Raw genomic sequence first — 25,004 nt, 5'->3', positions numbered from 1 at the left:
GCCTGACCGGCGGCGTGGGCGCAATCGCAAATCGGGGGTGCGGCCAGTGGTCGCGCCCCCTTTTTGCAACCGGGCCGCGCGCAAAGGCGGGGTGCGATCGCCAAGCCCCCCTTGCATTCCACGAACCCGCGCCTAAAGCGGGCCAGCCCCCAATCGAGACGGAACAGACCGCATCATGGCATTGCCCAGGTTCAAACGTATCCTGCTCAAGCTTTCGGGCGAGGTGTTGATGGGCAACCAGTCCTTCGGCATCGACACCGATTTCGTCGCCAGCCTGGCCGCCGAGGTCAAGGCGGCCAAGGAAACCGGGCTGCAGATCTGCCTCGTCATCGGTGGTGGGAACATCTTTCGCGGCATGGCCGGTGCTGCCAAGGGCATGGATCGTGCGCAAGCCGACTACATGGGCATGCTGGCCACGGTGATGAATGCGCTGGCGATGCAGTCCGCGCTTGAAAAGCTGGGCGTCGAGACCCGCGTCCAGTCTGCCGTGCAGATGGATCAGGTGTGCGAGCCGGTGATCCGCCGCCGCGCCGAACGCCATCTGGAAAAAGGGCGCGTGGTGATCTTTGCCGCTGGCGTCGGCGCGCCCTACTTCACTACCGATTCAGGCGCCGCATTGCGCGCTGCCGAAATGCGCTGCGATGCGCTGCTCAAGGGCACCAGCGTCGATGGCGTCTACAACGCCGATCCCAAGAAGGATCCGGCCGCCGTCCGCTATGACACCATCGATTATGGCACCGTGCTGGCCGAAGACCTCAAGGTGATGGACGCTTCGGCCGTGGCGCTGTGCCGCGACAATGCCATTCCCATCGTCGTGTTCTCGATCCGCGAGCAGGGCAATCTGGCCCGGGTGCTGGCGGGGCAGGGCACGCAGACCATCGTGCAAAAAGGAAACTGAGCCATGGCCAAGTATGACAAGGCCGATCTCGAACGCCGCATGCGGGGCGCCGTCGAATCGCTGCGTGGTGATCTGTCGGGCCTGCGCACCGGCCGCGCCAACACCGCGCTGCTCGATCCGATCACGGTCGAAGTCTATGGCGCGCGCATGCCGCTCAACCAGTTGGCCACCGTGTCCGCGCCCGAACCGCGCTTGCTGTCGGTGCAGGTGTGGGACCGCACCAATGTCGGCGTGGTGGAAAAGGCGATCCGTTCGGCAGGGCTGGGCCTGAACCCGATCAACGATGGCAACAACTTGCGTCTGCCGATCCCCGATCTGACCGAGGAGCGCCGCAAGGAACTGGCCAAGCTGGCCAGCCAGTATGCCGAAAAGGCGCGCATTGCGATCCGCAACGTGCGACGTGACGGGATGGACGCGCTCAAGGCCGATGAAAACAAGAAGGAAATCTCGGAAGACGATCGCAAGCGGTCGGAAACCGAATTGCAGAAGCTGACCGACGAACTGATCAAGGCGGCGGACGAAGTCGCCACCGAGAAGGAAAAGGAAATCCTCGGCAAGTGACCCTTCGACAGGCTCAAGGTGAGCGGACGAAGGGCCATGGCTCGGGCACGGGTCACGGCGCCCGGCATGTCGCCATCATCATGGACGGCAATGGCCGCTGGGCCAAGAAGCGCCACTTGCCCCGCGCGCTGGGACACCAGCGCGGGGTGGAGGCGGTGCGCCGCACCGTGCGTGCCGCACGCGAGATGGGGCTTGAAGCGCTGACGCTTTACGCCTTTTCCACCGAGAACTGGGCGCGGCCCGAGGATGAGGTCTCCTCGCTGATGGGGCTGATGAAGCGCTTCATCATCACCGACCTCGACGAATTTGCCGAGGCCGGAGTGCGGTTGAAGATCATCGGCGATTACAGCGCCTTTGCCCCCGACGTGATCGAACTGATCGAAGGCGCGCTGGCCCGCACGGCGGACAATCGCGGCACGACGCTGGCCGTCGCGCTCAACTATGGCGCGCAGGACGAGATCGCCCGCGCCGCCGCGCGCGCCGCGGCCAAGGGCGCGATCACGATCGACACGATCGCCGCCGAACTCGACACCGCCGACATGCCGCCGCTCGACCTGCTGATCCGCACCTCGGGCGAAGTGCGGTTGTCGAACTTTCTGCTGTGGCAGGCCGCTTATGCCGAAATGCTGTTCCTCGACGTGCTGTGGCCCGATTTCGGCCCGCAACACCTGACCGAGGCGCTGGACGAATTCGTGCGCCGGGATCGTCGTTTTGGCGGACGCTGAACCCCAGACCGGGCCCGCCGGGCCCAAGCGCAGCGACTTGCCGGTGCGCGTGGCGTCGGCGGTGGTCATGCTGGCGCTCGCAGGCTTTGCGGTATGGCGCGGGGGGCTGGTGCTGACCGCCTTCATCGCGCTCGCCGGGTTTGCGGTTTTCGTCGAATACGTGCGGCTGGTGGCGAAGATCGCACCCGATCCGGCGCGGATGGTGGCCGGGGTCGTCAGCGGCGCGTTCTATGTCGGATGGGCGGCGTTCGCGCTGGTGGTGATGCCGGTGCCGCTGCTGATCGCGGTGGTCGGACTGGTGATCGCCACCGATACCGGCGCCTATTTCACCGGGCGCGCGCTGGGTGGACCGAAGATCGCGCCCTCGATCAGCCCGTCCAAGACCTGGTCGGGGCTGGCAGGCGGCATGGCCGCCGCCGGAATCTGGGCGGGCGTGGTCGCACTGGGCGGGGGTTATCTGATCTCGGCCATCGGCCCGAACGGCCCCAGTCTTGGCGAAGCCTTGCGCACCGTGAACGTCGGCATCGCCACGCTGATCGGGGCAGGGCTTGCCGTGGTGGCGCAAGCCGGGGACTTTTACGAAAGCTGGTTGAAGCGCCGGGCCGGGGTGAAGGACTCCTCGCGTCTGATCCCGGGCCACGGCGGCGTGTTCGACAGGGTTGACGGGCTGCTTCCTGTCGCCATCATCGCGGGTACGGCGTGGGCGCTCAGCCAGGCGCTGGGCCAGTAAGAGCCCGCTTTGCAGGACAGGATCGGCTGATGGCGCGTTCGCTTACCATCCTTGGCGCAACCGGATCGATCGGGACATCGACGCTCGATCTTGTCCGGCGCAATCGTGAGGCGTTCCATGTGGTCGCCTTGACGGCAAACTGTCAGGCGGCCGAACTGGCCGCGCTGGCGCGTGAATTCGGGGCCGAAGTGGCGGTGGTGGCCGACGAAAGCTGCCTTGCCGCCTTGCGCGATGCGCTGGCCGGCAGCGGGATCGAGGCGGCGGCGGGCGAGGCGGCGCTGGTCGAGGCCGCAGCGCGCGGGGCCGACATCACCGTCGCGGCGATCGTCGGTTGCGCGGGTCTTGCTCCGACGATGGCGGCGATCGAGTGCGGCAAAGTGGTGGCGCTGGCCAACAAGGAGGCGCTGGTCTCGGCAGGCGAGGTGATGACCGCCGCCGTCGCGCGCTCGGGCGCCACGCTGCTGCCGGTCGACAGCGAACACAACGCGATCTTCCAGTGCCTTGCCGGGAACGATCCGGCCGACGTCCGCTGGATCACGCTGACGGCAAGCGGCGGGCCGTTCCGCGACTGGCCGCTCGACCGGCTGCACGCGGCAACCCCGGCCGAGGCGGTCAAGCATCCCAACTGGTCGATGGGCGCCAAGATCAGCGTCGATTCGGCCACGATGATGAACAAGGGGCTGGAGTTCATCGAGGCGTTTCATCTGTTCCCGGTGGGAGTGGAGCGGCTGCGCATCATCGTGCACCCGCAGTCGGTGGTCCATTCGATGGTCGAATACCGCGACGGATCGACGCTCGCGCAGCTTGGCCCTTCGGACATGCGGGTGCCGATCGCTTCGGCGCTGGCCTGGCCCGCGCGCATGGATACACCGTGCGATCCGCTCGATCTGGCCGCCATCGGTGAACTGACCTTCCGCCAGCCCGACGAAGTGCGCTTTCCCGCCACCCTGCTGGCGCGACAGGCGGCGGCGGCTGGCGGCGCTGCACCCGCGGTGCTCAATGCTGCCAACGAGATAGCGGTCGCCGCCTTCCTTGCCGGACAGATTGGGTTCACGCGGATCGTGCAATGTGCGCAGGACGTGCTAGGATGCATGTCTCCCCCGCCGCCCGCCTCGCTGGACGAGGTGATCGCGGTCGATCGGGAGGCGCGCATCCGGGCGCGCGAAACGATGGAGCCTGTCCGTTGACGCCCGAAATACATTCGCCGGGATTGCTGATGACCATCGTGGGCTTCGCGCTCGTGCTGGGGCCCTTGGTATTCATTCACGAGCTGGGCCACTATCTGGTCGGGCGCCTGTTCGGGGTAAAGGCTGACAGCTTTTCGATCGGTTTCGGCAAGGAACTGGCCGGCTGGACCGACAAGCGCGGCACCCGCTGGAAGCTGTCGGTGCTGCCGCTGGGTGGCTATGTCCAGTTTGCCGGGGACATGAATCCCGCCAGCCAGCCCAACCCCGAATGGCTGTCGCTGCCTGCTGACGAGCGCAACCGCACCTTTCAGGCCAAGCCACTGTGGCAGCGCGCGCTGATCGTGCTGGCCGGGCCGGTGACCAACCTGCTGCTGGCGGTGCTGATCCTCGCCGGGTTCGCGCTCGCCTATGGCAAGGCGGTGATCCCGCCGGTGATCGGCATGATCCAGTCGGGCTCGGTGGCCGAGAAAGCCGGGCTCAAGCTGGGCGACCGCGTGGTGTCGCTGCGCGGCGCTCCGATCGACAGCTTCCTGACCATCCGCATGCAGGTATCGCAAAACCCCGGTGAGCCGCTCGATCTGGTGGTCGAGAGGGCCGGGCAACGGCTGTCCATCCCGGCGGTCGCCGCCGCGCGTGAGGTTTCGGATCGGTTCGGCAACACCCAGAAGATCGGCTTCCTGGGCATCGGCCCTGCCAGCATCGAGCGCGTGGCGGTCGGCCCGGTCGGCGCGGTGGCCGAAGCGGTGCACCAGACCGGCGACATCATCGGGATGATGGTGGGTGGCATCGGCCAGATCGTGACCGGCAAGCGCGACGTCAAGGAACTGGGCGGGCCGATCAAGATCGCCAAGTATTCGGGCGAGCAGCTTGCCTCGGGCTGGCAGAGCTATGCCTGGTTCGTGGCGCTGATCTCGATTAACTTGGGGTTCATCAACCTCTTGCCAATTCCGGTGCTCGATGGCGGTCATCTGGCGTTCTATGCGGTCGAGGCGATCCGTCGCAAGCCGGTCGGGCGTCGCGGCCACGAATGGGCTTTCCGCACCGGGCTGGCGCTCGTGCTGGGCCTGATGGTTTTTGTCACGTTCAACGATGTGGCATCTTTGCGGCTGTTCGGAGGGTAACGGCACCGTGGTCCGTTAGGGTTGATGGCGGGTTCGGACGTGGGTTCACTTTCGGGTCCGGTACAAGGATTGGGGCGGGCGCGAAAAATTTCAGAACATTGCGGGGCACAAAAGCAGTAGCCGGGCCATACGACGAGCAAGCTTGCTTGCGTGTCGCTTCGGCATCGGGCAGAGGGCAGCAACATGCCTGTGCGTGGCTGCTTGCCCTGGTTTCACACGGGTGCGCCGGGCCACGGGCCGGTTGCACGATTTGACGGGATGGCGCTTTGGTGATGATTGCAGCGAACACGGGCCTGACTGCACGCAACGCAACGCGCTTGGTCGTGACTGCGGCCGTTCTGCTGGCCTCGACCAGCCTTGTTTCGGCACCGGTTCTGGCGCAGGTGGCAGGTACTGGCGCAGAAGCGGCAGCCAAGGCGCCGAAGCCGCCCAAGCCGCAGAAGCGTGGCAAGGCCGTGCCGATCTCGCTCGATGAGCCGGCCAAGCCTGTTGCCGCAGCGCCTGCGCCTGTGCAAAGCGCTCCGGCGGCCCCCGCCGTGGCGATCCGCTCGATCACCATCGAGGGCGCGCAGCGGCTCGAATCCGACACGATCCTGTCGTACATCCGCATGCGCGTGGGCGACGTGTACAGCCAGTCGAGCGCCGACCAGGTGCTCAAGGATCTGTACGCCACCGAACTGTTCACCGACGTGCAACTGCGCAACGTCGATGGCGCGGTAAGCATTTCGGTCAAGGAAAACCCGGTCGTCAACCGCATCATTCTGGAAGGCAACAAGCGCCTGAAGGAAGACAAGATCCTGCCCGAAATCAAGCTGGCGGCGCGGCAGATCTTCACCCGGTCAAAGGTACGCGCCGACGTTGCGCGCATCATCGAGCTGTATAAGCGGCAGGGCCGCTTTGCCGCGTCGGTCGAACCGAAGATGGTCATGCTCGACCAGAACCGCGTCGACATCGTGTTCGAGATCACCGAGGGGCCCAAGTCCAAGGTCCGCCAGATCAACATCATCGGCAACGAGACGTTCAAGGACGGCCAGTTGCGCAGCGAGATGGTGACCAAGCAGTCGCGCATTTTCCGCGTGTTCTCGTCGGGCACCAGCTACGATCCTGACCGGCTGGCGTTCGACCAGCAGAAGCTGCGCCAGTTCTATCTGACCAAGGGCTATGCCGATTTCCGCGTGGTGTCGGCGGTGGCCGAACTGACGCCGGACAAGCGCGACTTCATCATCACCTACGTGGTGGAAGAGGGCAAGCGCTACAAGTTCGGCGACGTGAAGGTCGAAAGCCAGTTGCGCGACTTCGACGGCGAGAAGCTGGCCGCGCGCCTGCCGCTGCACAAGAACGACTGGTACAACGCCAAGCTGGTCGAGGACACGGTTGATTCACTGACCGAAACGGTCGGCAGCTTCGGCTATGCCTTTGCCGACGTGCGGCCCGACTTCAACCGCAACAAGGATGACCTGACGATGTCGGTCACCTTCCGCATGGCTGAGGCGCCGCGCGTCTATGTCGAGCGGGTCGACGTGAACGGCAACACGCTGACGCAGGACAAGGTCGTGCGCCGCGAATTCCGTCTGGCCGAGGGCGACGCGTTCAACTCGTTCCAGATCAAGCGCTCGTCCAACCGCATCAAGTCGCTGGGTTACTTCCAGGAAAAGTTCGAGATCGAGCAGAAGCCGGGCGCGGCCAACGACCGCATCCTGCTCGAAGCCAACGTCGAGGAAAAGCCGACCGGCCAGTTGCAGCTTTCGGCGGGCTTCTCCAGCCTTGAAAGCTTCATCTTCCAGGCCTCGATCCAGCAGAACAACTTCCGTGGACGCGGCCAGACCATCGGCCTGTCGGGCGACGTGTCGCGCTACAGCAAGTCGGTGCAGGTCAGCTTCACCGAGCCTTACGTGTTTGACAAGAACGTGTCGCTGGGCGTGGATGTCTATCGCCGCGATTACAACAGCTTCAACTACTACAACTCGAACCGCAACACGACTTACAAGCAGTCGACCACCGGTTTTCAGGTGCGCGCGGGTGTGCCGCTCAGCGAATACGTCTCGTTGATCGGGCGCTACACGCTCAACCTCGACAACGTGACGCTCGATCAGGCGACCTACTACCTCAACGGCCAGTGCTCGATCTATCTGGCCGGGCGCTACCTGTGCGATGCCATCGGCAAGCGGGTCAGCTCGATGATCGGCACCTCGCTGGTCTATGACACGCTCGACAACCGCATGCGCCCGACCAAGGGTGTGTCGTTCGTGCTGGGCGCCGATGTCGCCGGTCTTGGCGGGTCGGTGCGCTATGCCCGCATCACCGCCAACGCGGCGCGGTACTTCCCGGTTGGCAAGGGCTTCGTGTTCTCGCTGCGCGGTGAAGGCGGCGCGATCAAGGCGCTGTCGAGCCGGTCGACCGACCCCAGCATCGATGACGTGCGCCTGACCGACCGCTTCTTCCTTGGCGAACCGCAGATCCGCGGCTTCGACATCCGCGCCGTCGGCCCGCGCGTGCTGCGCAAGTATTACACCGGCTTCGACACGACCACTGGCACCGGCGGCACGCAGACGACCGATCGCAACCAGTGGGCCGATGACGCCATCGGCGGCCGGTATTACTACCTTGGCCATGCCGAACTGGAAATTCCGCTGGGTTCGGGCGCGCGCGAACTGGGCTTGCGGCCGTCGATCTTCATGGATGCGGGTGCCGTGTTCGGCATCGCCCACCCGACGACTTCGGGCACCACCCTGTTGTATCAGGACGCCGTGACCGGCAGCACCACGACCTCGCCCACCGCATCGAACGGCAAGCCGAACACGGTGATCCAGAAGTTCGACGAGGTGTTCCTGGGCGATAGTCCCAAGCCGCGTATCTCGGTCGGCATCGGCGTCAACTGGAACTCGCCGTTCGGGCCGTTCCGCATCGACTTTGCCAAGAACCTGTCAAAGGTTGAAGGCGACAAACCAAAATCGTTTACTTTCAACGTGGGAACCCAGTTCTGATGAAACTTGCAAGCACTTCGGCCGCGCTTGCCGCTGGCCTCATCCTGTCTGTCGCTCCGCAGGCGCAGGCCCAGACCGCCGCTGGTCAGACGACTCCCGGCGGCATCGTCGCTTCGGGCATCGCCATCGCCAACCAGCCCGCGATCGTGCAGAACTCGAACGCGTTCAAGACCGCGATCGGGCAGATCCCCGGCGCGTACAAGGCGCAAATCGATCAGGCCAACACCCGCAAGGCGCAGATCACCGCGCAGTTGAAGCCGCTGTACGAAAAGCTGGATGCTGATTCGAAGGCCCCCAACGCCAACCGCACCGCGCTGCAGCAGCAGTATGCCCAGATCCAGGAGATCGAGCAGGCCGGTGAGCGCGAGATTCAGGGTCTGGTCGAACCGATCAACGTTGCCCAGCAGTTCGTGCTCGAACAGATTCAGGACAAGCTCGATCAGGCGATGGGTCAAGCCATGGCCAAGCGCAAAGTCACTGTCGTGATCGACGCGCAGAGCGTGCTCAAGGCCGATCAGGTCTATAACCTGAATCAGGACGTGCTGACCGAACTCAACGCGATCATCCCCAGCGCCGCCATCGTGCCGCCCGCTGGCTGGCTGCCGCGCGCCCAGCGCGAAGCACAGGCCAAGCAGGCTGCCGCCGCTGCCGCTCAGGGTGGCGCAGCGCCTGCCGCGCCCGCCGCTGCTGCGGCCAAGCCCGGCAAGAAGCCGGTCGAAGGCCGGTAAGCGTAACGGGCACCGGGGCTTGGGGCATGGCTGAAGAAACGACTGGCGGGGCTGCGGCCCCGCTCGACTACGATATCGTCAAGGTGATGGCGGCGCTGCCGCATCGCTATCCCTTGTTGCTGGTCGATCGGGTGGCAGAACTCGTGCTGAACGAGCGCATCCACGCGATCAAGGCCGTGTCGATGAACGAACAGTTCTTTCAGGGTCACTTCCCCGGTCGCCCGATCATGCCGGGTGTCTTGCAGATCGAGGCGCTGGCGCAGGCGGCGGGCGTGCTCGCCGTCGAATCGCTCGGCCTCGCCGGGTCGGGCAAGCTGGTCTATTTCATGGCGATCGAGGAAGCGAAGTTCCGCACCCCGGTCTTGCCCGGCTGCCTGCTCGACCTGCACGTCAGCTTCACGCAAAAGCGGTCGCGCGTGTGCAAGTTCGCCGCAAAGGCCATGCTGGGCGACAAGATCGCCACCGAATGCAGCTTCACCGCGATGATTGCCGATAGTTGAGATCGTGAGGGGAAGGGCTCAAGGGGCCCTTCCTTGCGGCACCGGCCCGCTCCCCCAAGCCCTTGGCGGACGCCAAGGGCGCATGCGGCAAAGACTCATCTCGACAACGCCGCCACATTCGCTTATGCGCGCGCCTTTCCAGATTCCCTGCTTCCGGTCGGAACCGGCGGCACTCAGGAGCCAGAAGCCATGAAGCCCAAGATCCACCCCGACTACCACTTCATCAAGGTGCAGATGACCGACGGCACCGTGTTCGAGACCCGCTCCACCTGGGGCAAGGAAGGCGACACGATGACGCTCGAAATCGATCCCACCTCGCACCCGGCGTGGACCGGCGGTACCCGCCAGTTGGATCAGGGCGGCCGCGTTGCCCAGTTCAACAAGCGCTTCGGTGGGCTTTCGCTCAAGAAGTAACTGGCGAACAGTCAGTACGCATCCTTCTCGTTCGAGACGGATCGGGGGCGGCCATGTGCCGCCCCTTTTCGTTGGGGCATCCGGATTGCCGCCCGAATTGCGCGGTTTCGGACGCTTCCGTCGGTTCACAGCCTTTGCGGATCGCCTAACATTCGGGCGTGATCGCCTTGCATCCCTCGCGTTTGCGTCATTCGGGCTTCTCGCTGGTCGAGATGCTGGCGGTGCTGTTCATCATGGCCTTGCTGGCGGGCGTTGCGGCCATCGCACTGCCGGGCGACGACGCGTCGCTGCGGCAGGAGGTCGACCGATTGGTGGCGCGGGCCAGCGCCGCGCGCGATCTCGCCGTTACATCCGCACGGCCGGTGGCACTGGTGGTCGGTCCCGCTGGTTACGCGCTTGAGCAACGCACGCAAGCAAGCTGGGCGCCGCTAGCCAGCGATCGACGGGGGCTGACACGGTGGCGGTCCGGCACCACCTTGCAGGCCGCAACAGCAGGGCCGGACGCACGTCACGCCGCAACGCCGTCGCGCGTTGTGTTCGACGTGCTTGGGCTTGCCGATACCGATGCGACCATGCGGTTGGTGCACGGCCATGCGCAGGCGACGGTGCGCGTTACCCGCGATGGAAGGGTCATGGCCGATGCGCGTTGACCGCACCCCCGGCTGCAAAGGCGTGGACAGCGGCTTTACGCTGCTTGAACTGATGGTGGCGCTTGCCGTGTTTGCCATTGCCGCATTGGCGCTGGAGCGGCTGGAAGGTCTCTCGCTCGGACAGACGGCCGATCTTGACCAGCGCTTCTTGCGCGAGGTGGTGGCCCATAACCTTGTCGCAGAGGCGCAGTCCGATCCCCTTCCGCCGCCGGTCGGGGTTGCCGACGGCGCCGTAACCAACGCCGGTCACCGTTTTGCGTGGCAACGATCCGTCGCGCGGCTGGACGATGGCGCTTTGCTGAAAGTGCGGTTTGTGGTGCAGGATGCGGCTCCTGGCAGGGGGGCGCCTGCAACGACGCTTGAGTTCATCCGCCGTGGCGATGCGCCATGATCAGCCGACCGGTCAACGGCTTCACGCTGGTCGAAATGCTTGTGGCGCTCAGCATTTTCGCCATGCTGGCAAGCAGTGGCCTGCTGTTGCTGCGCTTTAGCGTCGATGCCGAACAGGTCAGCCGCCAACGCACCGCTGCCATTGCCGAACGCCGTCGCTTTCTGGCGATCTGGACAGCCGATCTGGCGCAGGCGGCGGCGCGCCCATCGCGCGATCAGAGTGGCATTGTCCATCCCGCGCTGGAGTCGACCGGGGCGGTGCTGCTGCGTTTGACGCGCGGGGGCTGGGACAACCCCGATGCCGCCCCGCGCGCTTCGCTGCAAAAGGTCGAATACCGCTGGGATGGCCGGTCGCTGGTGCGGACAGGTTATCCTTATCTGGATGGCGCTGCACAGGATCAGGGCGCGGCGTTGCTGGCGCTGCGCGCAGCGCCGACGATACGCTGGCGCATGGGCGACGGGCGATGGCGTGCCACCTGGCAACCAACCGGGCCGACCGATTTGCCGGTTGCGGTCGAGATCCTGCTTCCGTTCAAGGCGGGGCAAGTGCCGTTGCGCGTCGTCACTCCTGTCGGGCCCGGCGTTCCGTGAACGGGCGTTTCGAACGTGACACCGGCGCAGCGCTGCTCGCGGTGTTGCTGCTGGTCGCGGTCATGGCGGTGATCGCCTCGATCATGCTCGATCGGCTCAACCTGGCCACCCGGCTCGCGGTGAATGCGCAAGCGATGGGTGAGGCGCGACTGGCAATGGCGGGCGGCGAACAACTCGGGCTGGTGCATGTGCGCGCGTTGGTGACAGCCGATGCGGCGCGGACCGTTGAGCGTTCCGGGGTACTTGGCCGCGATACGATGACCGCGCTGGGGCGGGCGCGGATCACCGCAAGGCTGGACGACGCGGGAAATTGCTTCAACGTCAATTCGCTGGTCGAACCCGGACCAAGCGAAGGGTATTCGACCCGGCTTTTGGCGCTGCGGCAATTGCGCGCGTTGATGGCATCGCTGGCGATTCCGCCCGGCGAATCGTTTCCGCTAAGCGATGCCATGGCAGACTGGATCGATAGCGACGATTCGCCCGCACCCAATGGCGCGGAAGATGGCTGGTATCTGCGCCAGTCGGTCGCCTATCGCACCGCCGGGCGGATGATCGCCGATCTTAGCGAGCTGCGCGCGGTAAAGGGGATGACGCCGCAACTCTACCAGCGGTTGCGGCCATGGCTGTGCGCGCTGCCGGAAACGGAACTTTCGCCAATCAATGTCAACACCTTGCGCCCCGATCAGGCACCGTTGCTGACCATGCTTGCGCCTGCCGCCATGCCATTGGCGCGGGCACAGGCGCTGCTGGCCGCGCGGCCGCCCGATGGCTGGGAAAACAGCGAACCGGTGCTGCGCGCATTCGGGGCGGGGCTGTCGGCCGCGTCCGGTCCCAAGCTGGCCACCGGACCGGTGGCTGAGGGTCTGACTGTTCCGCCTGGACAGTTGCGGGTGCGCAGTCGGTGGTACGCATTGAGGCAGAACGTCGCGGCTGGTTCGTTGCGGCTCGATGTGGAGAGTCTGATCGATGCCGGTTCAGAGCGTCCGCACGTGGTGATGCGTCGCTGGGGAGACGAGGAAAGTCGCTGAGCGGCGCGGTCCGGATGGCGATTGATGCAATTTTCGCTTTTCATTTTGTCGCCTTTCTGCAAAAGCGCGCGTCTCGCAACGCCAAGGTCTTTCCGTGGCCGTTGCTGACCCTGATTGCAGGGTGTGTGGCGATCGTAGCTCAGTTGGTTAGAGCGCCGGTTTGTGGTACCGGAGGTCGGGGGTTCGAACCCCCTCGATCGCCCCATTTTTCCCCGGATTGGCGGGAAATGCATGGACAGTTTGCTGCCTGACTTCGATGCGCACGAACTCATCCAGTTCGTGCATGACCGAGCCAGCGGCTTGTCGGCAATCATTGCGATTCATTCGACTCATTGCGGGCCCGCTGCGGGCGGCGTGCGCGCCGGAACATATGTCGACACGGCAGCGGGCGTGGCCGATGCGCTGCGGCTGTCGCGCGCGATGAGTTTCAAGAACGCCATGGCCGGGCTGCCGCTGGGCGGGGGCAAGGCGGTTATGCTGCTGCCCGACCATCCAGCCACCTTTGGGTCGGCCAAGACTGTATCGGCCAAGACTGCACCGGTTAAGACCGGGGCGATGGTAGAAGCCTTTGCCGATGCGGTGGAAGCGCTTGGCGGGCGCTATGTGACCGCGCAGGATGCTGGCATGACGCTCGACGACATGGTCGCGATGGCCGGGCGCACCCGCTTTCTGTCAGGCTTGCCCGGCGCTATCGGTCAACCCGGACCATGGACGGCCAAGGGCCTTGTCGCGGGAATTGCGGCGGCGGTGGAGTGGAAAATGGGCCGCACCTCGCTGGCGGGGCTGCATGTGGCGGTTCAGGGCGTCGGGGCGGTCGGCATGGCCACCGCGCGGTTGCTGGTGGAACGGGGCGCGCGGGTAACGCTGGCGGGGCGCGATCGGGCCAAGGCGCAGGCGTTGGCCGCCAGCATCGGGGCCGATGAAGTGCCTGCCACCGACATCATGGCGCTGCCTTGCGATGTGCTGTGCCCTTGCGCCTTGGGCGGCGTGATCGATGCGCAGGCCGTCGCCGCCATGCAGGCCCCGATCGTGGCGGGTGGAGCCAACAACCAGTTGGCCAGCCCGGCCGAGGCGCAGGCGCTGCAGGCGCGCGGGGTGTTGCTTGCGCCCGATTATGTGATCAACGCGGGCGGGATGATGGCGATCGGCGTGGAATATGACGCGCGGCAACGTGGCATCGCGCCCGATCCGGCGCAAGTGGAGCGGTTGATTGCGGCCATTCCCGATCGGTTGCGCGCCATCTGGCAGGAAAGCGTGGGCAGCGGCGAAACGCCGGGCCTCGTGGCCGACCGGATGGCCGCGCGGTTGATCGGCCGGGCCTGATCCGACGCGCGGGAAGGCGCATTTCAGACCAAAGCACACTGCCTTTGCCCCGGTTTTGCCCCGTCTAGGCCCTTGCCGCGCGGGCGCGGGGGTGGCAGAGCGGCGCTGCGCCCGGCGGCACCCCTTTCCGTCGGCCAGAGGATTCGACGTCTTTCGGCGGTCATGCACGGTTTTGCCAATCCTGCCCGGTTCTTGCGCATGGCGCGCTGGCTGTTGCCGACGCTGCTGGTGCCCGGATTGCTGTTGTCGTTCGGCGCTGTGGCGTGGGGCCTGTTCATGGTCCCGCCCGATCGCCTGATGGGCGATACGGTGCGTATCCTGTTCATCCACGTGCCGTCGGCCTGGCTGGGCATGGCAGGCTGGTCGACCATCGCGATCTCAAGCGTGGTCGAACTTGTCTGGCGTCATCCGCTGGCCGGGATCGCCGCGCGCGCAGCCGCCGTGCCGGGCGCGGTGTTCACCGCCATCTGCCTTGCCACCGGGTCGATCTGGGCGCGGCCGACATGGGGCACTTGGTGGGTGTGGGACGGGCGGTTGACCAGTTTCCTGATCCTGCTGTTCCTTTATTTCGGCTATATCGCACTGGCCGATGCGGCGCAAAAGGATGCCGCAGCGGGCAGCGGCGCGGGGCGCGTGACCGCGATCTTCGGCCTGGTCGGCGCGATCAACATTCCGATCATCAACCGTTCGGTGGTGTGGTGGAACAGCCTGCACCAGCCGCCCTCGATCACCATGGGCAAGTCGGCGATCGACGGCACCTTCCTGTGGCCGCTGCTGATCGCGGCGCTGGGTTTTTCGCTGGTGTTCGGCGGCGTGGTGATCGCGCGGATGCGGATGCTGCTGGCCGATATCCAGACCGAGGCCCGCCTGCGCCGCAAGGCGTTGGGGTAACGGGCGAACACGATGCACGAACGGCTCGATCAATGGCACTACGTCTATGCCGCGCTGACCATCGGTGCGCTGGGCATGGTCGTGCTGGTGGGGTTGAGTCTGTGGGCGATGCAGCGCGCCGAACGCCGGCGTGACGAGGTCAAGAAACGCAAATGAGCGCCACCAATGCAAGCCCCGGCCGTTCGGGCGGGATCAAGGCCAAGCACCAGCGACTGGTGCTGCTGGTGTTCGCGCTGGTCGCGCTGATCGGCGCGGGGCTGCTGGCTGCCTATGCTTTGAGCAAACAGGCCTCGTATTTCTATCTGCCCGCCGATCTTGTCGCCAGCCCGCCCGAGGCCGGGCGCGCGGTGCGGCTTGGCGGGATGGTCGAAAAGGGCTCGATCAAGACGCAGCCCGATGGCGTGACGATCCGTTTCATCGTCGGCGATGGCAAGGCGCGGGTGCCGGTGCGCTTTACCGGCATCACCCCCGACCTGTTCGTAGAAGGATCGGGCGTGGTGGCCGAAGGGCGGATGGAGGGCACCACCTTCGTTGCCGACAACCTGCTGGCCAAGCACGATGAAAAGTACGTTCCGCGCGAAATGAAGAACATGACCACGGCGCAAGCCCGGCAAGTTGTGGCGCAAACCAAATGATCGCGAGACCCCATGATTGCTGAACTGGGCCTTGCCCTGCTGTGGATGGCTGCGGCGCTGGCCGCGTTGCAATTGATCGCGGGCGTGCTGGCGCTGCGGCCGCAAGGTGCGCAACTTGCCGGGATCATCCGTCCGGTGGCAGTGATGCAGGGCGTGCTGGTGCTGGTCTCGTTCATGGCGCTGATCGACTTGTTCCTGACCACCGACCTGTCGGTCAAGCTGGTGGCTGAAAACAGCCATTCGGCCAAGCCGTTCATCTTCAAGCTGGCGGGAACATGGGGCAATCACGAAGGCTCGATGCTGCTGTGGGTCACGATCATGAGCGTGGCCGGGGGATTTGTGGCGCTGATCGAAAAGCGGCTGCGCGAGGATACGCTGATCGCCACGCTGGCAGGCCAAGCCTTTGTCAGTCTTGGTTTCTATGCGTTCCTGCTGCTGGCTTCGAACCCGTTCGCCCGGCTGGCCGAGCCTCCCGCCGATGGCAACGGGCTCAATCCGCTGTTGCAGGACATCGGCCTCGCGTTCCATCCGCCGACGCTTTACGTCGGTTATGTCGGGCTTTCGATCGCGTTCAGCTTTGCCATCGGCGCGCTGGTCACCCGCGATGTCGGCCCGGCCTTTGCCCGCGCGATGCGTCCGTGGGTGCTGGGCGCCTGGGTGTTCCTGACTCTGGGCATCACGGCCGGATCGTACTGGGCGTACTACACGCTCGGCTGGGGCGGCTGGTGGTTCTGGGATCCGGTGGAGAATGCCTCGCTGATGCCTTGGCTGGCGGCGACGGCGCTGCTGCATTCGGTATCGGTGCTGGCCAGCCGCAATGCCTTGCGCGCGTGGACGGTGATGCTGGGCGTGGTGGCGTTCTCGATGTCGATGGTCGGCACCTTTCTGGTCCGCTCGGGCATCCTGACTTCGGTCCATGCCTTTGCGGTGGACCCGACGCGCGGCGGCTTCATCCTTGCGCTGCTGGCGATTTACATCGGCGGCGCGCTGCTGCTGTTCGGCCTGCGCGCCAGCACGGTGACCGAAGGCGCGCGGTTCAGCTTCGTCAGCCGCGAAGCCGCGCTGGTGTTCAACAACGTGATGCTGTGCGGCGTGCTGGGGATCGTGCTGCTGGGCACGCTTTACCCGCTGCTGACCGAAGCGTTCGGGGTAAAGGTTTCGGTCGGGCCGCCCTATTTCAACCCGGTTTCGGCGATCTTCGTGCTGCCGATGCTGGCGGTGCTGATGGTCGGGCCGTTGCTGCGCTGGCGGCAGGACAAGGCCGGGCGGGTCAGCGCGCCAGTCGCGGTCTGCGCGCTTCTGGCGGTGCTTGTGTTTGCGGGTGTGGAAGCCTTTGCCAAGGGCATCGGCATTCTGCCCGCGCTCGGCATCGGCATTGCGGCGGGGCTTGGCGTGGCGAGTTGGCTGCCGTTGCGCGGGCGTAATCTGGCCCGCACGCCGCTGCCGATCTGGGGCATGGTCATCGCCCACTTCGGCGTGGCGGTGGCGCTGTTCGGCATGGCCAGCGAGAGCGCCTTTTCGACCGAGCGGCTGGCCGCGATGAACCCCGGCGACAGCCAGCAGGTGGGGCCATACACGGTGACGCTGACCGGCATGGCGCCGGTTGCCGGACCCAACTGGACCGCGCTCGAAGCCACGGTCGAGGCGCGCTATGGCGGGGCAGCGCCCATGATCCTGCACCCGCAGGCGCGCACATTCGCCAGCCCACCGGGCAACCGCACCGAATCCGCGCTGAAAACGCGCTGGAACGGCCAGCTTTACGCGGTGCTGGGCGAAGAGGGCGAGGACGGCCGCTGGCAGATGCGCTTCTGGTGGAAGCCTTTCGTGCCGATGATCTGGTACGGCGGCGCGCTGATCGCGCTGGGTGGCTTGCTGGCGCTGCTGGGGCGGGTGGCTGCTGATGTGCGCCGCCTGATCGCCACCGACAAGATCGCCTACCGCCGCCACAGGCAGGGTCGCTGAGGATGGCCGAGAAGGATGGGCTTATGAACCAGACCGTCACGCCTCCCCCGGCTCCCAAGCCCCGCAAGCCCGGCCTTGCGCTGTGGCTGCCACTGATCCTGTTCGGCGGGTTCCTCGCGCTCGTGGTCTATGGACTGGTCCGTCCTGCCGATCGCGAAGTGGTGAGCGCGTTCATCGACAAGCCGTTGCCAGCGTTTGACTTGCCGCCCGCCAGCGCCGATCGTCCGGGCCTGTCGACTGCCGAGTTCAAGGCTGGCAAGAAGCCGCGCCTGCTCAACGTCTTTGCCAGCTGGTGTGTGCCGTGCGCGGTCGAATCGCCGCAACTGGCGCAACTGGCCCAGCTTGGCGTCGAGATCGACGGTGTCGCCATTCGCGACCGCAAGGATGATCTGGCGCGGTTCCTTGCCACCAACGGCAATCCGTTTGTCCGCATTGGCAAGGATGATGTAAGTCAGGTGCAACTGGCGATCGGGTCGTCGGGTGTGCCCGAAACGTTCGTGGTCGATGCCAAGGGCGTGATCCGGTATCAGCACATCGGCGCGATCCAGCCGCAAGATGTGCCGTTGATCCTGCAAAAACTGGCGGAGGCTGCATCGTGAGGCGCCCTATCCAGATAGTTCCCCAGATCGTTGTCCAGATCGTTGCGGCGCTGCTGTTTGCCGTGGCGCTGCCGTTTGCCCAGTCCGCTCAGGCGCAGGATTCGCTGCCGCCCGCGCCCTATGCCTACAAGCAACTGGCCGATCCGCAGCAAGAGGCCAAGGCGCAGGCGCTGATGGAAACGCTGCGCTGTCTTAAGTGTCAGAGCCAGTCGATTGCCGATTCGGACGCACCGATGGCCGGTGACATGCGTCATCAGGTGCGCATGCGGATTGCGGCGGGTGAGGATCCCGAGGCGATTCGCGGCTGGCTGATCGAACGCTATGGCGACTATGTCAGCTATACTCCGCAAGTGAAGCCGATCACCTGGCCGCTGTTCGGCGCCCCGGTGGTGTTTCTAGCGTTGGCGGCGCTGTTGCTGCGCGGTCGGTTCCGCAAGGGAGATCGCGCATGACCTGGCTGCTGATTCTGGGCATCGTGCTCGTTGTGTTCGGTGTGCTGGCCTTCGGCTTGCGCTTGCCGCGCGTCGGCTGGGAGATCACCGGGGCCGCGCTGCTGTTCGGCGTGGCGGGCTATGCGTTGCAGGGCCATCCCGGTCTTGCCGGAGCGCCCAAACCGGCGGCCGAAAGCCAGAAGGCGGCCGATGCCACGCTGTTGACCCAGCGGCAGGCGATGGGCGACAAATTCGGCAAGGGGCGTAGCTGGCTGATCCTTGCCGATGCGCTGACCCGCGAGGGCCAGTATCGCGCCGCATCCGACATTCTGGGCAAGGCCGTGGCGCAAGAGCCCAAGGACGCGGACTTGTGGGTGGCGCTGGGCAACACGCTGGTCGGCCATTCGGACGGGCTGATCACCCCGGCTGCGCAATTCGCGTTTGCCAAGGCGGCCAAGATCGCGCCCGATCATCCGGGGCCGCCGTTTTTCATGGGGTTGGCTTTGGCGCAATCCGGCCGCTTGCCCGAAGCCCGCGCCACCTGGGCCGACCTGCTGCGTCGTGCGCCGGCCGACGCGCCCTATCGTGAAGATCTGCAGGCCCGGCTGGCGCGGATCGACCAGTTGCTGGCTGCTGCTGCCGGGCAGTCCGAGTCGGCTCCGCAGCAAGCGGCTCCGACGCCATCGCAAGCGGCTCCGACGCCATCGCAAGCGGCTCCGACGCCATCGCAAGCGCCTTCGCCATCTGCGACCGGCCAGTGAATGCCTGCAAACGGCGCCATGGCGTCGATTGCGGAACACTTGCCATGCCATGCCGTTTCATCCCGGAAGGGCCACCAAGCGAGGGCGTTGCAGCGTCTTTCGGGCGGTGCTAAGGGCGCGCGCCGGCCTGATAATGCCGGCATCGCGGCAAAGGCGTCCGCGACACCGGCCCGGGGGGCACGTGGCTTGAAAGTTTCCCATGTCTGACAGTTCCCTTCCGGAATCTGCACCGCAAAGTGCCGCGCTTCGTGGCGCCGGGGGCATGCCGACGAGCGCGGGCGTGGCCGAGCGTTCCAGTGGCCTGCCCAAGCTGGCGATCGGTGCGCTGGGCGTGGTGTTCGGCGATATCGGCACCAGCCCGCTTTACGCCATGCGCGACACGTTTGCCGGGCATCATCCGCTGCCGCTCGACCGGCTGCACATCTTCGGCATCGTCAGCCTGATGTTCTGGTCGATGATGATCATCGTGACGCTCAAGTACCTGACCGTGATGATGCGTGCCGACAACAAGGGCGAAGGCGGCAGTCTGGCGCTGCTGGCGCTGATCAACCAGCAAGGCGCGGGGCGTCGCTGGGGCAAGGGCGTGGTACTGCTAGGCGTGTTCGCCACGGCGCTGTTCTATGGCGATGCCATGATCACTCCGGCGATTTCGGTGCTCGGCGCGATCGAGGGTATCGCGGTCTATCAGCCCGAACTGCATGTGGCGGTCGTGCCGCTGGTGGTGCTGATCCTGATCGGGCTGTTCCTGTTTCAGGCGCGCGGGACCGAGCGCGTGGCGGCGTTCTTCGGCCCGATCATGCTGGTCTATTTCCTGACCATCGCCGGACTGGGGCTGGCCGGCATCGCCAACCAACCGCAAGTGATCGGCGCGCTCAATCCGCTGCATGCCGTGGCGATGTTCACCGCCGATCCGTGGCGCGGGTTCGTGGCGATGGGCGCGGCCGTGCTGGCGGTGACCGGGGCTGAGGCGCTCTATGCCGACATGGGCCATTTCGGGCGCAAGCCGATCCGGCTGGGCTGGGCTTTTCTGGTCTTGCCGGCGCTGGTGCTCAACTATCTGGGGCAGGCGGCGCTGCTGCTAAGTACGCCTGCAGCCAAGGCCAGCCCGTTCTTCTATCTGGCCCCGCAATGGTTCCAGTGGCCGTTGCTGGTGATCGCCAGCCTGGCCGCGATCATCGCCAGCCAGGCGGTCATCTCGGGCACGTTCTCGGTGACGCAGCAGGCAATCCAGCTTGGTCTGGTGCCGCGCATGGCGATCCGCCACACCAGCGCGGCAGCGGGGCAAATCTTCATCCCGATGATCAATTCGACGCTGATGGTCGCGGTCATTCTGCTGGTGCTGGTGTTCAAGAGCTCGTCCAACCTGACCGCGACTTATGGCATCGCGGTGACCGGCGCGATGCTGATCGACAACGTGTTGCTGGCGGTCGTGCTGCTGCGGCTGTGGCAGTGGAAGCCGATTGTGGCGGTGCCGCTGCTCGGCCTGTTCTTCTTCATCGACGCGGGCTACCTCGGCGCAAACCTGACCAAAATCCCCGAAGGCGGCTGGGTGCCGTTGCTGATGGGGCTGGCCATCTTCACGCTGCTGACCACGTGGAGCCGGGGCCGCCAGTTGATGCGCGCGCACATGGCTTCGGCCGCGCTGCCGCTGGAGGTGTTCACCAAGTCCGCGCATTCCAGCGCCACGCGGGTGCCCGGCACGGCGGTGTTCATGGCTTCGAGCATGACCGGCGTTCCCTCGGCGCTGCTGCACAACATCAAGCACAACAAGGTGTTGCACGAACGCGTGGTCATCATGACCGTGCAGATCGAGGACATGCCCGCAGTCGATCCGGCCAAGCGTGCGCTGGTCAAGGATTTCGGCAATGGCTTCTACCGCCTGACGCTGCGCTTCGGCTTCCTTGAGGATACCGACGTGCCGCTTGCCCTGCGCGATGTGGCGATGTGCGGCGCACCGTTCGACATGATGCGCACCAGCTTCTTCCTGTCGCGCCAGACGCTGCTGCCATCGGACACGCCGGGCATGGCAATCTGGCGCGAAAAACTGTTCTCATGGATGCTGCGCAACGCGACCAGCGCCATGGTGTTCTTCAAACTGCCGACCAACCGCGTGGTCGAACTGGGCAGCCAGATGAAGATCTGAGCTTGGCCGGTGCTGCCATCGGGCTTTTGGGAACGCGGCAATCAACCCTGCGGCGTTTCGCTTTCCACTTCGGCCTTGGCTTCATCGCCCAGCCCATGGCGCAACAGCATCGGTATCTGTGCGAATGTGAACAGGAACGACAGGCTGGTGACGCCCCACAACTTGGCCTGCAACCAGCCGTCAAAGCTGAGCGTGTGGCGCAGCACTTCGTTCAGCACGGCGAGGAACAGGAAGAAGAACGCCCAGTTCCGCGACAGTTTCATCCAGCCTTCGTCGGACAGGCCGTCGAACGCGCTTTGCAGCAGCGTGCGCAGCACTGCCTTGCCGCGCCACAACCCGCCGAACAGCACGGCGGCGAACACCAGGTAGATTGCGGTCGGCTTCACCTGAATCCAGAACGGATCGCCCAGAAACACGGTCAACGCGCCAAAGCCGAGGATCAGCGCGGACGACAGCCACAGCATCGGCGAGATCTTGCCCAGCCGCCACTTGGATACGATCAGCGCCAGCACCGTGGCGGCCATGAAGGCGACCGTCCCCTTGGTCACCGCCACCACCGCGCCAAGTCCTGCGTCGCCCGCATCCTTTGGGCTGAACAGGCGATAGGCGACGAAGAACACCAGCAGCGGACCGTAATCGACCGCAAGGTTGATCCACGATGCGCCGGGCTTGGGGCTGCCGGGAGCGGGGGCGGGAGCGGGGGCGGGTGCAGGTGCTTGGGCTTCGCTCACTGGAACACTCCGGCAATGACTTTGGCCACCAGATCGGGGTCGAAGGGGCGCAAGTCGTCGATCTTTTCACCCACGCCGATGGCATGGATCGGCAGGCCGTACTGCTCGGCCGCCGCCACCAGCACGCCGCCGCGCGCGGTGCCGTCGAGCTTGGTCATGATCAGGCCCGAAACACCCGCTACCTCGCGGAAAATCTCGATCTGTTGCAGCGCGTTCTGGCCATTGGTGGCATCGAGCACCAGCACCACGTCGTGCGGCGCTTCTGGGTTCAGCCGACCCAGCACGCGGCGCACCTTGGCCAGTTCGTCCATCAGTTCGCGTTTGTTGTGCAGGCGCCCTGCCGTGTCGACGATCAGCACGTCGATGCCGGTGTCGGTGGCGCGCTTGACCGCGTCGAACACGATCGAGGCGGGATCGCCGCCTTCGGGTCCGGTGACGACATCGATGCCCAGCCGGTCGGCCCAGACCTGCAACTGGCCGATGGCGGCTGCGCGAAAGGTATCACCCGCCGCCAGCATCACCGAATAGTCCTGTTCCTGAAACAGGTGTGCCAGCTTGGCGATGGTCGTGGTCTTGCCCGAACCGTTGACCCCGATCACCAGAATGACCTGCGGGCGCGGGAAGGCGACGATATCGAGCGGCTTGGCCACCGGCCGCAGGATCGCGGCGATCTCGTCGGCCACCGCTTCGCGCAGGCGCAAGTCGTCCAGTCCCTCGTCGAACCGGGCGCTGCGCAACCGCTCGCAGATGCGGGCGGCCGCGCGCGGACCGAGGTCTGACAGGATCAGCGCATCCTCGATCTCGTCAAGCTGTTCGTCGGTCAGGCGCGTGGTGCCACCAAGCCCGGCGAGGTTGCCGGCCAGTCGCTCCGATGTCTTGCGCAAGCCGCCGAGAAGGCGCTCGGACCAGCTTTCGGTACTCATGCCAGCAATCCTTCGCTGATCCGGGTGGGGGTGATCGTCAGCACAGCGCCCGGCGCGGCACCGGGCGGCAGGCGGTAAGGGGCAAAGTCCGGCGCATGGCCGGTGCCGTCGCGTTCGGCAAGCACCTTGCGCGGTTTGCCCAGCAACGATTGCAGCCAGCCCGCGCGTTCATCGGCCACGGCGGCGCGTACGTCGGCGGCGCGTTGGCGCACAAGCGGCGGATCGACTTGCGGCATCCGCGCGGCCGGGGTGCCGGGGCGCGGGGAATAGGGAAAGACGTGGCCGTGGACGATCATGCAATCGCGCACCAGCGCCACATTGTTGGCGTGCATCTGGGCGCTTTCGGTGGGAAAGCCCGCAATCAGGTCTGCGCCGATGGCGATCTCCGGTCGTCTGGCCTTCAACCGCTCGACCAGCGCCACCGCCTGCGCGCGCGAATGGCGGCGCCTCATCCGCTTGAGCACCATATCGTCACCCGACTGCAGCGACAGGTGGATGTGGGGCATCACGCGCGGCTCTGCGGTGACGAGTTCGAACAGCGCCTCGTCGATCTCAACCCCGTCGAGCGACGACAGGCGCAGGCGGTCAAGGCCCGGAAATTCGCGCAGGATCGCGGCGACCAGTGCGCCAAGGCGCGGCGCATCGGGCAAGTCGGCGCCCCAGCCGGTCACGTCGACGCCGGTCAGCACCACTTCGCCCACGCCCAGCGCCAGATGGCGCTCCACGGTGCGCAGCACGTCCGCAATCGGGGTCGACACACTGGCGCCGCGTCCCTGCGGGATGATGCAGAAGGTGCAGGCATGATCGCACCCGGTCTGCACCGGCACGAACGCGCGGGTGTGGCGCCCAGAGGCAGTGGCGGAAGTCGGAAGTACCCGGCCCGGTCCATCGGTCTGCCAGCTTGCCGGGGTCAGCTTGGCTGGATTTGTGACCACGGCATCGACCTCGGCCATTGCGGCAAAGGCGGTGGGGTCGATCGTTGCCGCGCATCCGGTGACCACCAGCCGGGCAGCCGGGTGGTCGCGCCGCAGCCGCCGCACCGCGCGCCGCGACTGGCGCACCGCTTCGGCGGTCACTGCGCAGGAATTGACGACGACGGTCTGCTGCTCTGCCCCGGCGACCATGGCACGGATCGCCTCGCTCTCGGCCAGATTCAGCCGACAGCCCAGCGTCACCACGCGATCGGAGGCGGCTGCATCGCTCACGCCGGGTAGTCCGCATCCACAAAGCTGCCGACAAAGCTGGTTTGCGCCGGGCCGGTCATCAGAATGCGGTCGTCGGCGGTCCAGGCGATGCTCAACGGCCCGCCGGGCAGATCGACGCGCACTGTGCGGCCCACCAGTTTGCGCCGCATCGCGCCGATCGCGGTCGCGCACGCGCCGGTGCCGCACGCGCGGGTCAGTCCGACGCCGCGCTCCCATACGTGCAGGCGCAAGTGGTCGGGGCCGATCAGGCTGGCGACGTTGACGTTGATGCGCGCCGGGAACAACGGATCGTTTTCGATCAGCGGCCCCAGCCGGGCAAGATCGATTGCATCGGCATCGGGTACGAAGAAGATCACATGCGGGTTGCCGACGTTGACGGCAACCGGGCCGTTCAGGTCTTCCCAGCCGACCGGCAGGTGCAGCGTATCCATGGCATAGGCGAGGGGGATGTCCTTCCAGTCGAACCGGGGCACGCCCATGTCGACGGTCACCCCTTCAGCAGTGGCCAGCGCGTGGATCAACCCGCCCAGCGTTTCGATGCGCGTGCTGCCACCACGCTCATCGGCCAGCAGCAGGCCGACCGCGCGGCTGGCATTGCCGCAAGCTTCCACTTCGCTGCCATCGGTGTTGAAGATGCGCATGCGCACGTCGGCCTGATCGGACGGTTCAAGCACGATCAACTGGTCGCAACCGATGCCGGTGTACCGGTCGGCCAGCGCTGCTGCGCGGCGCGTGGTCATGGATAGCGGCGTGGCGCGGGCATCGATGACCACGAAATCGTTGCCAAGGCCATGCATCTTGCGGAAGGGAATAGGCATCGCCGCGATCTAGGCGGCCTGAGGACGAACCGCAACCGCCTGTGCACTGCGGCGCCGTCGCGAAAACAGGTTCCA

At 65.8% G+C, this 25,004-nt stretch carries 27 protein-coding genes and 1 tRNA gene; 24 read left to right on the top strand and 4 right to left on the bottom strand.

All coding sequences use genetic code 11. From position 1 onward, the window contains the following. Nucleotides 1-175 precede the first annotated feature (175 nt). The 24 genes from pyrH (at nt 176) to LDN95_RS11645 (ending at nt 21,252) form a co-directional block, all read left to right on the top strand. Nucleotides 176-898 carry a UMP kinase gene (pyrH, locus tag LDN95_RS11760; protein ID WP_226017865.1) on the top strand — a complete coding sequence of 241 codons (723 nt, stop codon included), beginning with the start codon at nt 176-178 and terminating at the stop codon, nt 896-898. 3 nt (nt 899-901) lie between these two features. After that, nucleotides 902-1,459, top strand: a complete 558-nt coding sequence (frr, locus tag LDN95_RS11755; protein ID WP_226017864.1) for a ribosome recycling factor — start codon at nt 902-904, stop codon at nt 1,457-1,459. An 80-nt stretch (nt 1,460-1,539) separates the two neighbouring features. Beyond that, a complete protein-coding gene (gene uppS, locus LDN95_RS11750; protein ID WP_255630872.1) occupies nt 1,540-2,184 on the top strand; it encodes a polyprenyl diphosphate synthase in 645 nt (214 codons plus the stop codon). Next, entirely contained in the window at nt 2,171-2,914 is a 744-nt protein-coding gene (locus LDN95_RS11745; protein ID WP_226017862.1) for a phosphatidate cytidylyltransferase, read from the top strand. The genes uppS and LDN95_RS11745 overlap by 14 nt, the downstream gene beginning before the upstream one ends. Nucleotides 2,915-2,943: 29 nt before the next feature. Continuing rightward, entirely contained in the window at nt 2,944-4,101 is a 1,158-nt protein-coding gene (locus LDN95_RS11740) for a 1-deoxy-D-xylulose-5-phosphate reductoisomerase (RefSeq protein WP_226017861.1), read from the top strand. A 29-nt stretch (nt 4,102-4,130) separates the two neighbouring features. Further along, entirely contained in the window at nt 4,131-5,222 is a 1,092-nt protein-coding gene (gene rseP / locus LDN95_RS11735) for an RIP metalloprotease RseP (protein ID WP_226017881.1), read from the top strand. A gap of 272 nt (nt 5,223-5,494) precedes the next feature. Beyond that, a complete protein-coding gene (bamA, locus tag LDN95_RS11730) occupies nt 5,495-8,206 on the top strand; it encodes an outer membrane protein assembly factor BamA (RefSeq protein ID WP_226017860.1) in 2,712 nt (903 codons plus the stop codon). Beyond that, nucleotides 8,206-8,934 carry an OmpH family outer membrane protein gene (locus LDN95_RS11725; protein WP_226017859.1) on the top strand — a complete coding sequence of 243 codons (729 nt, stop codon included), beginning with the start codon at nt 8,206-8,208 and terminating at the stop codon, nt 8,932-8,934. Before bamA ends, LDN95_RS11725 begins: the two co-directional genes overlap by 1 nt. Nucleotides 8,935-8,960: 26 nt before the next feature. After that, a complete protein-coding gene (gene fabZ / locus LDN95_RS11720) occupies nt 8,961-9,434 on the top strand; it encodes a 3-hydroxyacyl-ACP dehydratase FabZ (protein WP_226017858.1) in 474 nt (157 codons plus the stop codon). 189 nt (nt 9,435-9,623) lie between these two features. Continuing rightward, entirely contained in the window at nt 9,624-9,848 is a 225-nt protein-coding gene (rpmE, locus tag LDN95_RS11715) for a 50S ribosomal protein L31 (RefSeq protein ID WP_226017857.1), read from the top strand. 158 nt (nt 9,849-10,006) lie between these two features. Next, complete coding sequence (locus LDN95_RS11710) at nt 10,007-10,498, top strand: GspH/FimT family pseudopilin (RefSeq protein ID WP_226017856.1); 492 nt, start codon at nt 10,007-10,009, stop codon at nt 10,496-10,498. Continuing rightward, nucleotides 10,488-10,889, top strand: coding sequence for a type II secretion system minor pseudopilin GspI (gene gspI / locus LDN95_RS11705; RefSeq protein ID WP_226017855.1), 402 nt, complete (start codon nt 10,488-10,490; stop codon nt 10,887-10,889). The genes LDN95_RS11710 and gspI overlap by 11 nt, the downstream gene beginning before the upstream one ends. Then, complete coding sequence (gene gspJ, locus LDN95_RS11700) at nt 10,886-11,479, top strand: type II secretion system minor pseudopilin GspJ (protein ID WP_226017854.1); 594 nt, start codon at nt 10,886-10,888, stop codon at nt 11,477-11,479. Before gspI ends, gspJ begins: the two co-directional genes overlap by 4 nt. After that, the gene (gene gspK, locus LDN95_RS11695) at nt 11,476-12,507 is read left to right on the top strand and encodes a type II secretion system minor pseudopilin GspK (protein ID WP_226017853.1); all 1,032 of its coding nucleotides are present in this window, start codon (nt 11,476-11,478) and stop codon (nt 12,505-12,507) included. The genes gspJ and gspK overlap by 4 nt, the downstream gene beginning before the upstream one ends. A gap of 128 nt (nt 12,508-12,635) precedes the next feature. Continuing rightward, nucleotides 12,636-12,712 (top strand) — tRNA-His (locus tag LDN95_RS11690). 26 nt (nt 12,713-12,738) lie between these two features. Further along, nucleotides 12,739-13,830 (top strand): Glu/Leu/Phe/Val dehydrogenase dimerization domain-containing protein, encoded by a 1,092-nt coding sequence (locus tag LDN95_RS11685; RefSeq protein ID WP_226017852.1) that lies wholly within the window; start codon nt 12,739-12,741, stop codon nt 13,828-13,830. A gap of 162 nt (nt 13,831-13,992) precedes the next feature. Beyond that, on the top strand, nt 13,993-14,721 hold the full coding sequence (ccmC, locus tag LDN95_RS11680; RefSeq protein WP_226017851.1) for a heme ABC transporter permease CcmC: 729 nt from the start codon (nt 13,993-13,995) through the stop codon (nt 14,719-14,721). Between the two features lie 12 nt (nt 14,722-14,733). Next, complete coding sequence (locus tag LDN95_RS11675) at nt 14,734-14,877, top strand: hypothetical protein (protein ID WP_226017850.1); 144 nt, start codon at nt 14,734-14,736, stop codon at nt 14,875-14,877. After that, the gene (gene ccmE, locus LDN95_RS11670) at nt 14,874-15,356 is read left to right on the top strand and encodes a cytochrome c maturation protein CcmE (protein WP_226017849.1); all 483 of its coding nucleotides are present in this window, start codon (nt 14,874-14,876) and stop codon (nt 15,354-15,356) included. Before LDN95_RS11675 ends, ccmE begins: the two co-directional genes overlap by 4 nt. Nucleotides 15,357-15,368: 12 nt before the next feature. Then, nucleotides 15,369-17,318, top strand: coding sequence for a heme lyase CcmF/NrfE family subunit (locus LDN95_RS11665; RefSeq protein ID WP_226017848.1), 1,950 nt, complete (start codon nt 15,369-15,371; stop codon nt 17,316-17,318). Between the two features lie 23 nt (nt 17,319-17,341). Continuing rightward, nucleotides 17,342-17,917, top strand: coding sequence for a DsbE family thiol:disulfide interchange protein (locus tag LDN95_RS11660; protein ID WP_226017847.1), 576 nt, complete (start codon nt 17,342-17,344; stop codon nt 17,915-17,917). A gap of 38 nt (nt 17,918-17,955) precedes the next feature. Continuing rightward, a complete protein-coding gene (locus LDN95_RS11655; protein ID WP_370631683.1) occupies nt 17,956-18,369 on the top strand; it encodes a cytochrome c-type biogenesis protein CcmH in 414 nt (137 codons plus the stop codon). Then, entirely contained in the window at nt 18,366-19,109 is a 744-nt protein-coding gene (locus tag LDN95_RS11650) for a tetratricopeptide repeat protein (RefSeq protein WP_226017846.1), read from the top strand. Before LDN95_RS11655 ends, LDN95_RS11650 begins: the two co-directional genes overlap by 4 nt. Before the next feature lie 262 nt (nt 19,110-19,371). Beyond that, the gene (locus LDN95_RS11645; RefSeq protein WP_226017879.1) at nt 19,372-21,252 is read left to right on the top strand and encodes a potassium transporter Kup; all 1,881 of its coding nucleotides are present in this window, start codon (nt 19,372-19,374) and stop codon (nt 21,250-21,252) included. Nucleotides 21,253-21,293: 41 nt separating this feature from the next. On the opposite strand, the gene LDN95_RS11640 is transcribed toward LDN95_RS11645, so the two are convergent. From LDN95_RS11640 to dapF, 4 genes are read right to left on the bottom strand one after another with little or no spacing between them, the layout of a single operon-like run. Beyond that, nucleotides 21,294-21,983 (bottom strand): inner membrane-spanning protein YciB, encoded by a 690-nt coding sequence (locus tag LDN95_RS11640; protein ID WP_226017845.1) that lies wholly within the window; start codon nt 21,981-21,983, stop codon nt 21,294-21,296. Further along, the gene (gene ftsY, locus LDN95_RS11635) at nt 21,980-22,906 is read right to left on the bottom strand and encodes a signal recognition particle-docking protein FtsY (RefSeq protein ID WP_226017844.1); all 927 of its coding nucleotides are present in this window, start codon (nt 22,904-22,906) and stop codon (nt 21,980-21,982) included. Before ftsY ends, LDN95_RS11640 begins: the two co-directional genes overlap by 4 nt. Next, a complete protein-coding gene (locus LDN95_RS11630) occupies nt 22,903-24,111 on the bottom strand; it encodes a MiaB/RimO family radical SAM methylthiotransferase (protein ID WP_226017843.1) in 1,209 nt (402 codons plus the stop codon). The genes ftsY and LDN95_RS11630 overlap by 4 nt, the downstream gene beginning before the upstream one ends. Next, nucleotides 24,108-24,929, bottom strand: coding sequence for a diaminopimelate epimerase (gene dapF, locus LDN95_RS11625; protein WP_226017842.1), 822 nt, complete (start codon nt 24,927-24,929; stop codon nt 24,108-24,110). Before dapF ends, LDN95_RS11630 begins: the two co-directional genes overlap by 4 nt. Nucleotides 24,930-25,004: the final 75 nt, after the last annotated feature.

Source organism: Novosphingobium sp. FKTRR1 (assembly GCF_020404405.1).
Classification (GTDB): Bacteria; Pseudomonadota; Alphaproteobacteria; order Sphingomonadales; family Sphingomonadaceae; genus Novosphingobium.
Note: the sequence above shows the minus strand (reverse complement) of the source record. Positions and strands in the feature narration are given on the sequence as shown.

What these genes read in the sequence shown, in the direction of transcription:
- pyrH (WP_226017865.1), top strand. Translation starts at nt 176, where the DNA reads ATGGCATTGCCCAGGTTCAAACGTATCCTGCTCAAGCTTTCGGGCGAG.
- frr (WP_226017864.1), top strand. Translation starts at nt 902, where the DNA reads ATGGCCAAGTATGACAAGGCCGATCTCGAACGCCGCATGCGGGGCGCC.
- uppS (WP_255630872.1), top strand. Translation starts at nt 1,540, where the DNA reads ATGGACGGCAATGGCCGCTGGGCCAAGAAGCGCCACTTGCCCCGCGCG.
- LDN95_RS11740 (WP_226017861.1), top strand. Translation starts at nt 2,944, where the DNA reads ATGGCGCGTTCGCTTACCATCCTTGGCGCAACCGGATCGATCGGGACA.
- rseP (WP_226017881.1), top strand. Translation starts at nt 4,131, where the DNA reads ATGACCATCGTGGGCTTCGCGCTCGTGCTGGGGCCCTTGGTATTCATT.
- bamA (WP_226017860.1), top strand. Translation starts at nt 5,495, where the DNA reads ATGATTGCAGCGAACACGGGCCTGACTGCACGCAACGCAACGCGCTTG.
- LDN95_RS11725 (WP_226017859.1), top strand. Translation starts at nt 8,206, where the DNA reads ATGAAACTTGCAAGCACTTCGGCCGCGCTTGCCGCTGGCCTCATCCTG.
- fabZ (WP_226017858.1), top strand. Translation starts at nt 8,961, where the DNA reads ATGGCTGAAGAAACGACTGGCGGGGCTGCGGCCCCGCTCGACTACGAT.
- rpmE (WP_226017857.1), top strand. Translation starts at nt 9,624, where the DNA reads ATGAAGCCCAAGATCCACCCCGACTACCACTTCATCAAGGTGCAGATG.
- gspI (WP_226017855.1), top strand. Translation starts at nt 10,488, where the DNA reads ATGCGCGTTGACCGCACCCCCGGCTGCAAAGGCGTGGACAGCGGCTTT.
- gspJ (WP_226017854.1), top strand. Translation starts at nt 10,886, where the DNA reads ATGATCAGCCGACCGGTCAACGGCTTCACGCTGGTCGAAATGCTTGTG.
- LDN95_RS11685 (WP_226017852.1), top strand. Translation starts at nt 12,739, where the DNA reads ATGGACAGTTTGCTGCCTGACTTCGATGCGCACGAACTCATCCAGTTC.
- ccmC (WP_226017851.1), top strand. Translation starts at nt 13,993, where the DNA reads ATGCACGGTTTTGCCAATCCTGCCCGGTTCTTGCGCATGGCGCGCTGG.
- LDN95_RS11675 (WP_226017850.1), top strand. Translation starts at nt 14,734, where the DNA reads ATGCACGAACGGCTCGATCAATGGCACTACGTCTATGCCGCGCTGACC.
- ccmE (WP_226017849.1), top strand. Translation starts at nt 14,874, where the DNA reads ATGAGCGCCACCAATGCAAGCCCCGGCCGTTCGGGCGGGATCAAGGCC.
- LDN95_RS11665 (WP_226017848.1), top strand. Translation starts at nt 15,369, where the DNA reads ATGATTGCTGAACTGGGCCTTGCCCTGCTGTGGATGGCTGCGGCGCTG.
- LDN95_RS11660 (WP_226017847.1), top strand. Translation starts at nt 17,342, where the DNA reads ATGAACCAGACCGTCACGCCTCCCCCGGCTCCCAAGCCCCGCAAGCCC.
- LDN95_RS11650 (WP_226017846.1), top strand. Translation starts at nt 18,366, where the DNA reads ATGACCTGGCTGCTGATTCTGGGCATCGTGCTCGTTGTGTTCGGTGTG.
- LDN95_RS11645 (WP_226017879.1), top strand. Translation starts at nt 19,372, where the DNA reads ATGCCGACGAGCGCGGGCGTGGCCGAGCGTTCCAGTGGCCTGCCCAAG.
- ftsY (WP_226017844.1), bottom strand. Translation starts at nt 22,906, where the DNA reads ATGAGTACCGAAAGCTGGTCCGAGCGCCTTCTCGGCGGCTTGCGCAAG.
- dapF (WP_226017842.1), bottom strand. Translation starts at nt 24,929, where the DNA reads ATGCCTATTCCCTTCCGCAAGATGCATGGCCTTGGCAACGATTTCGTG.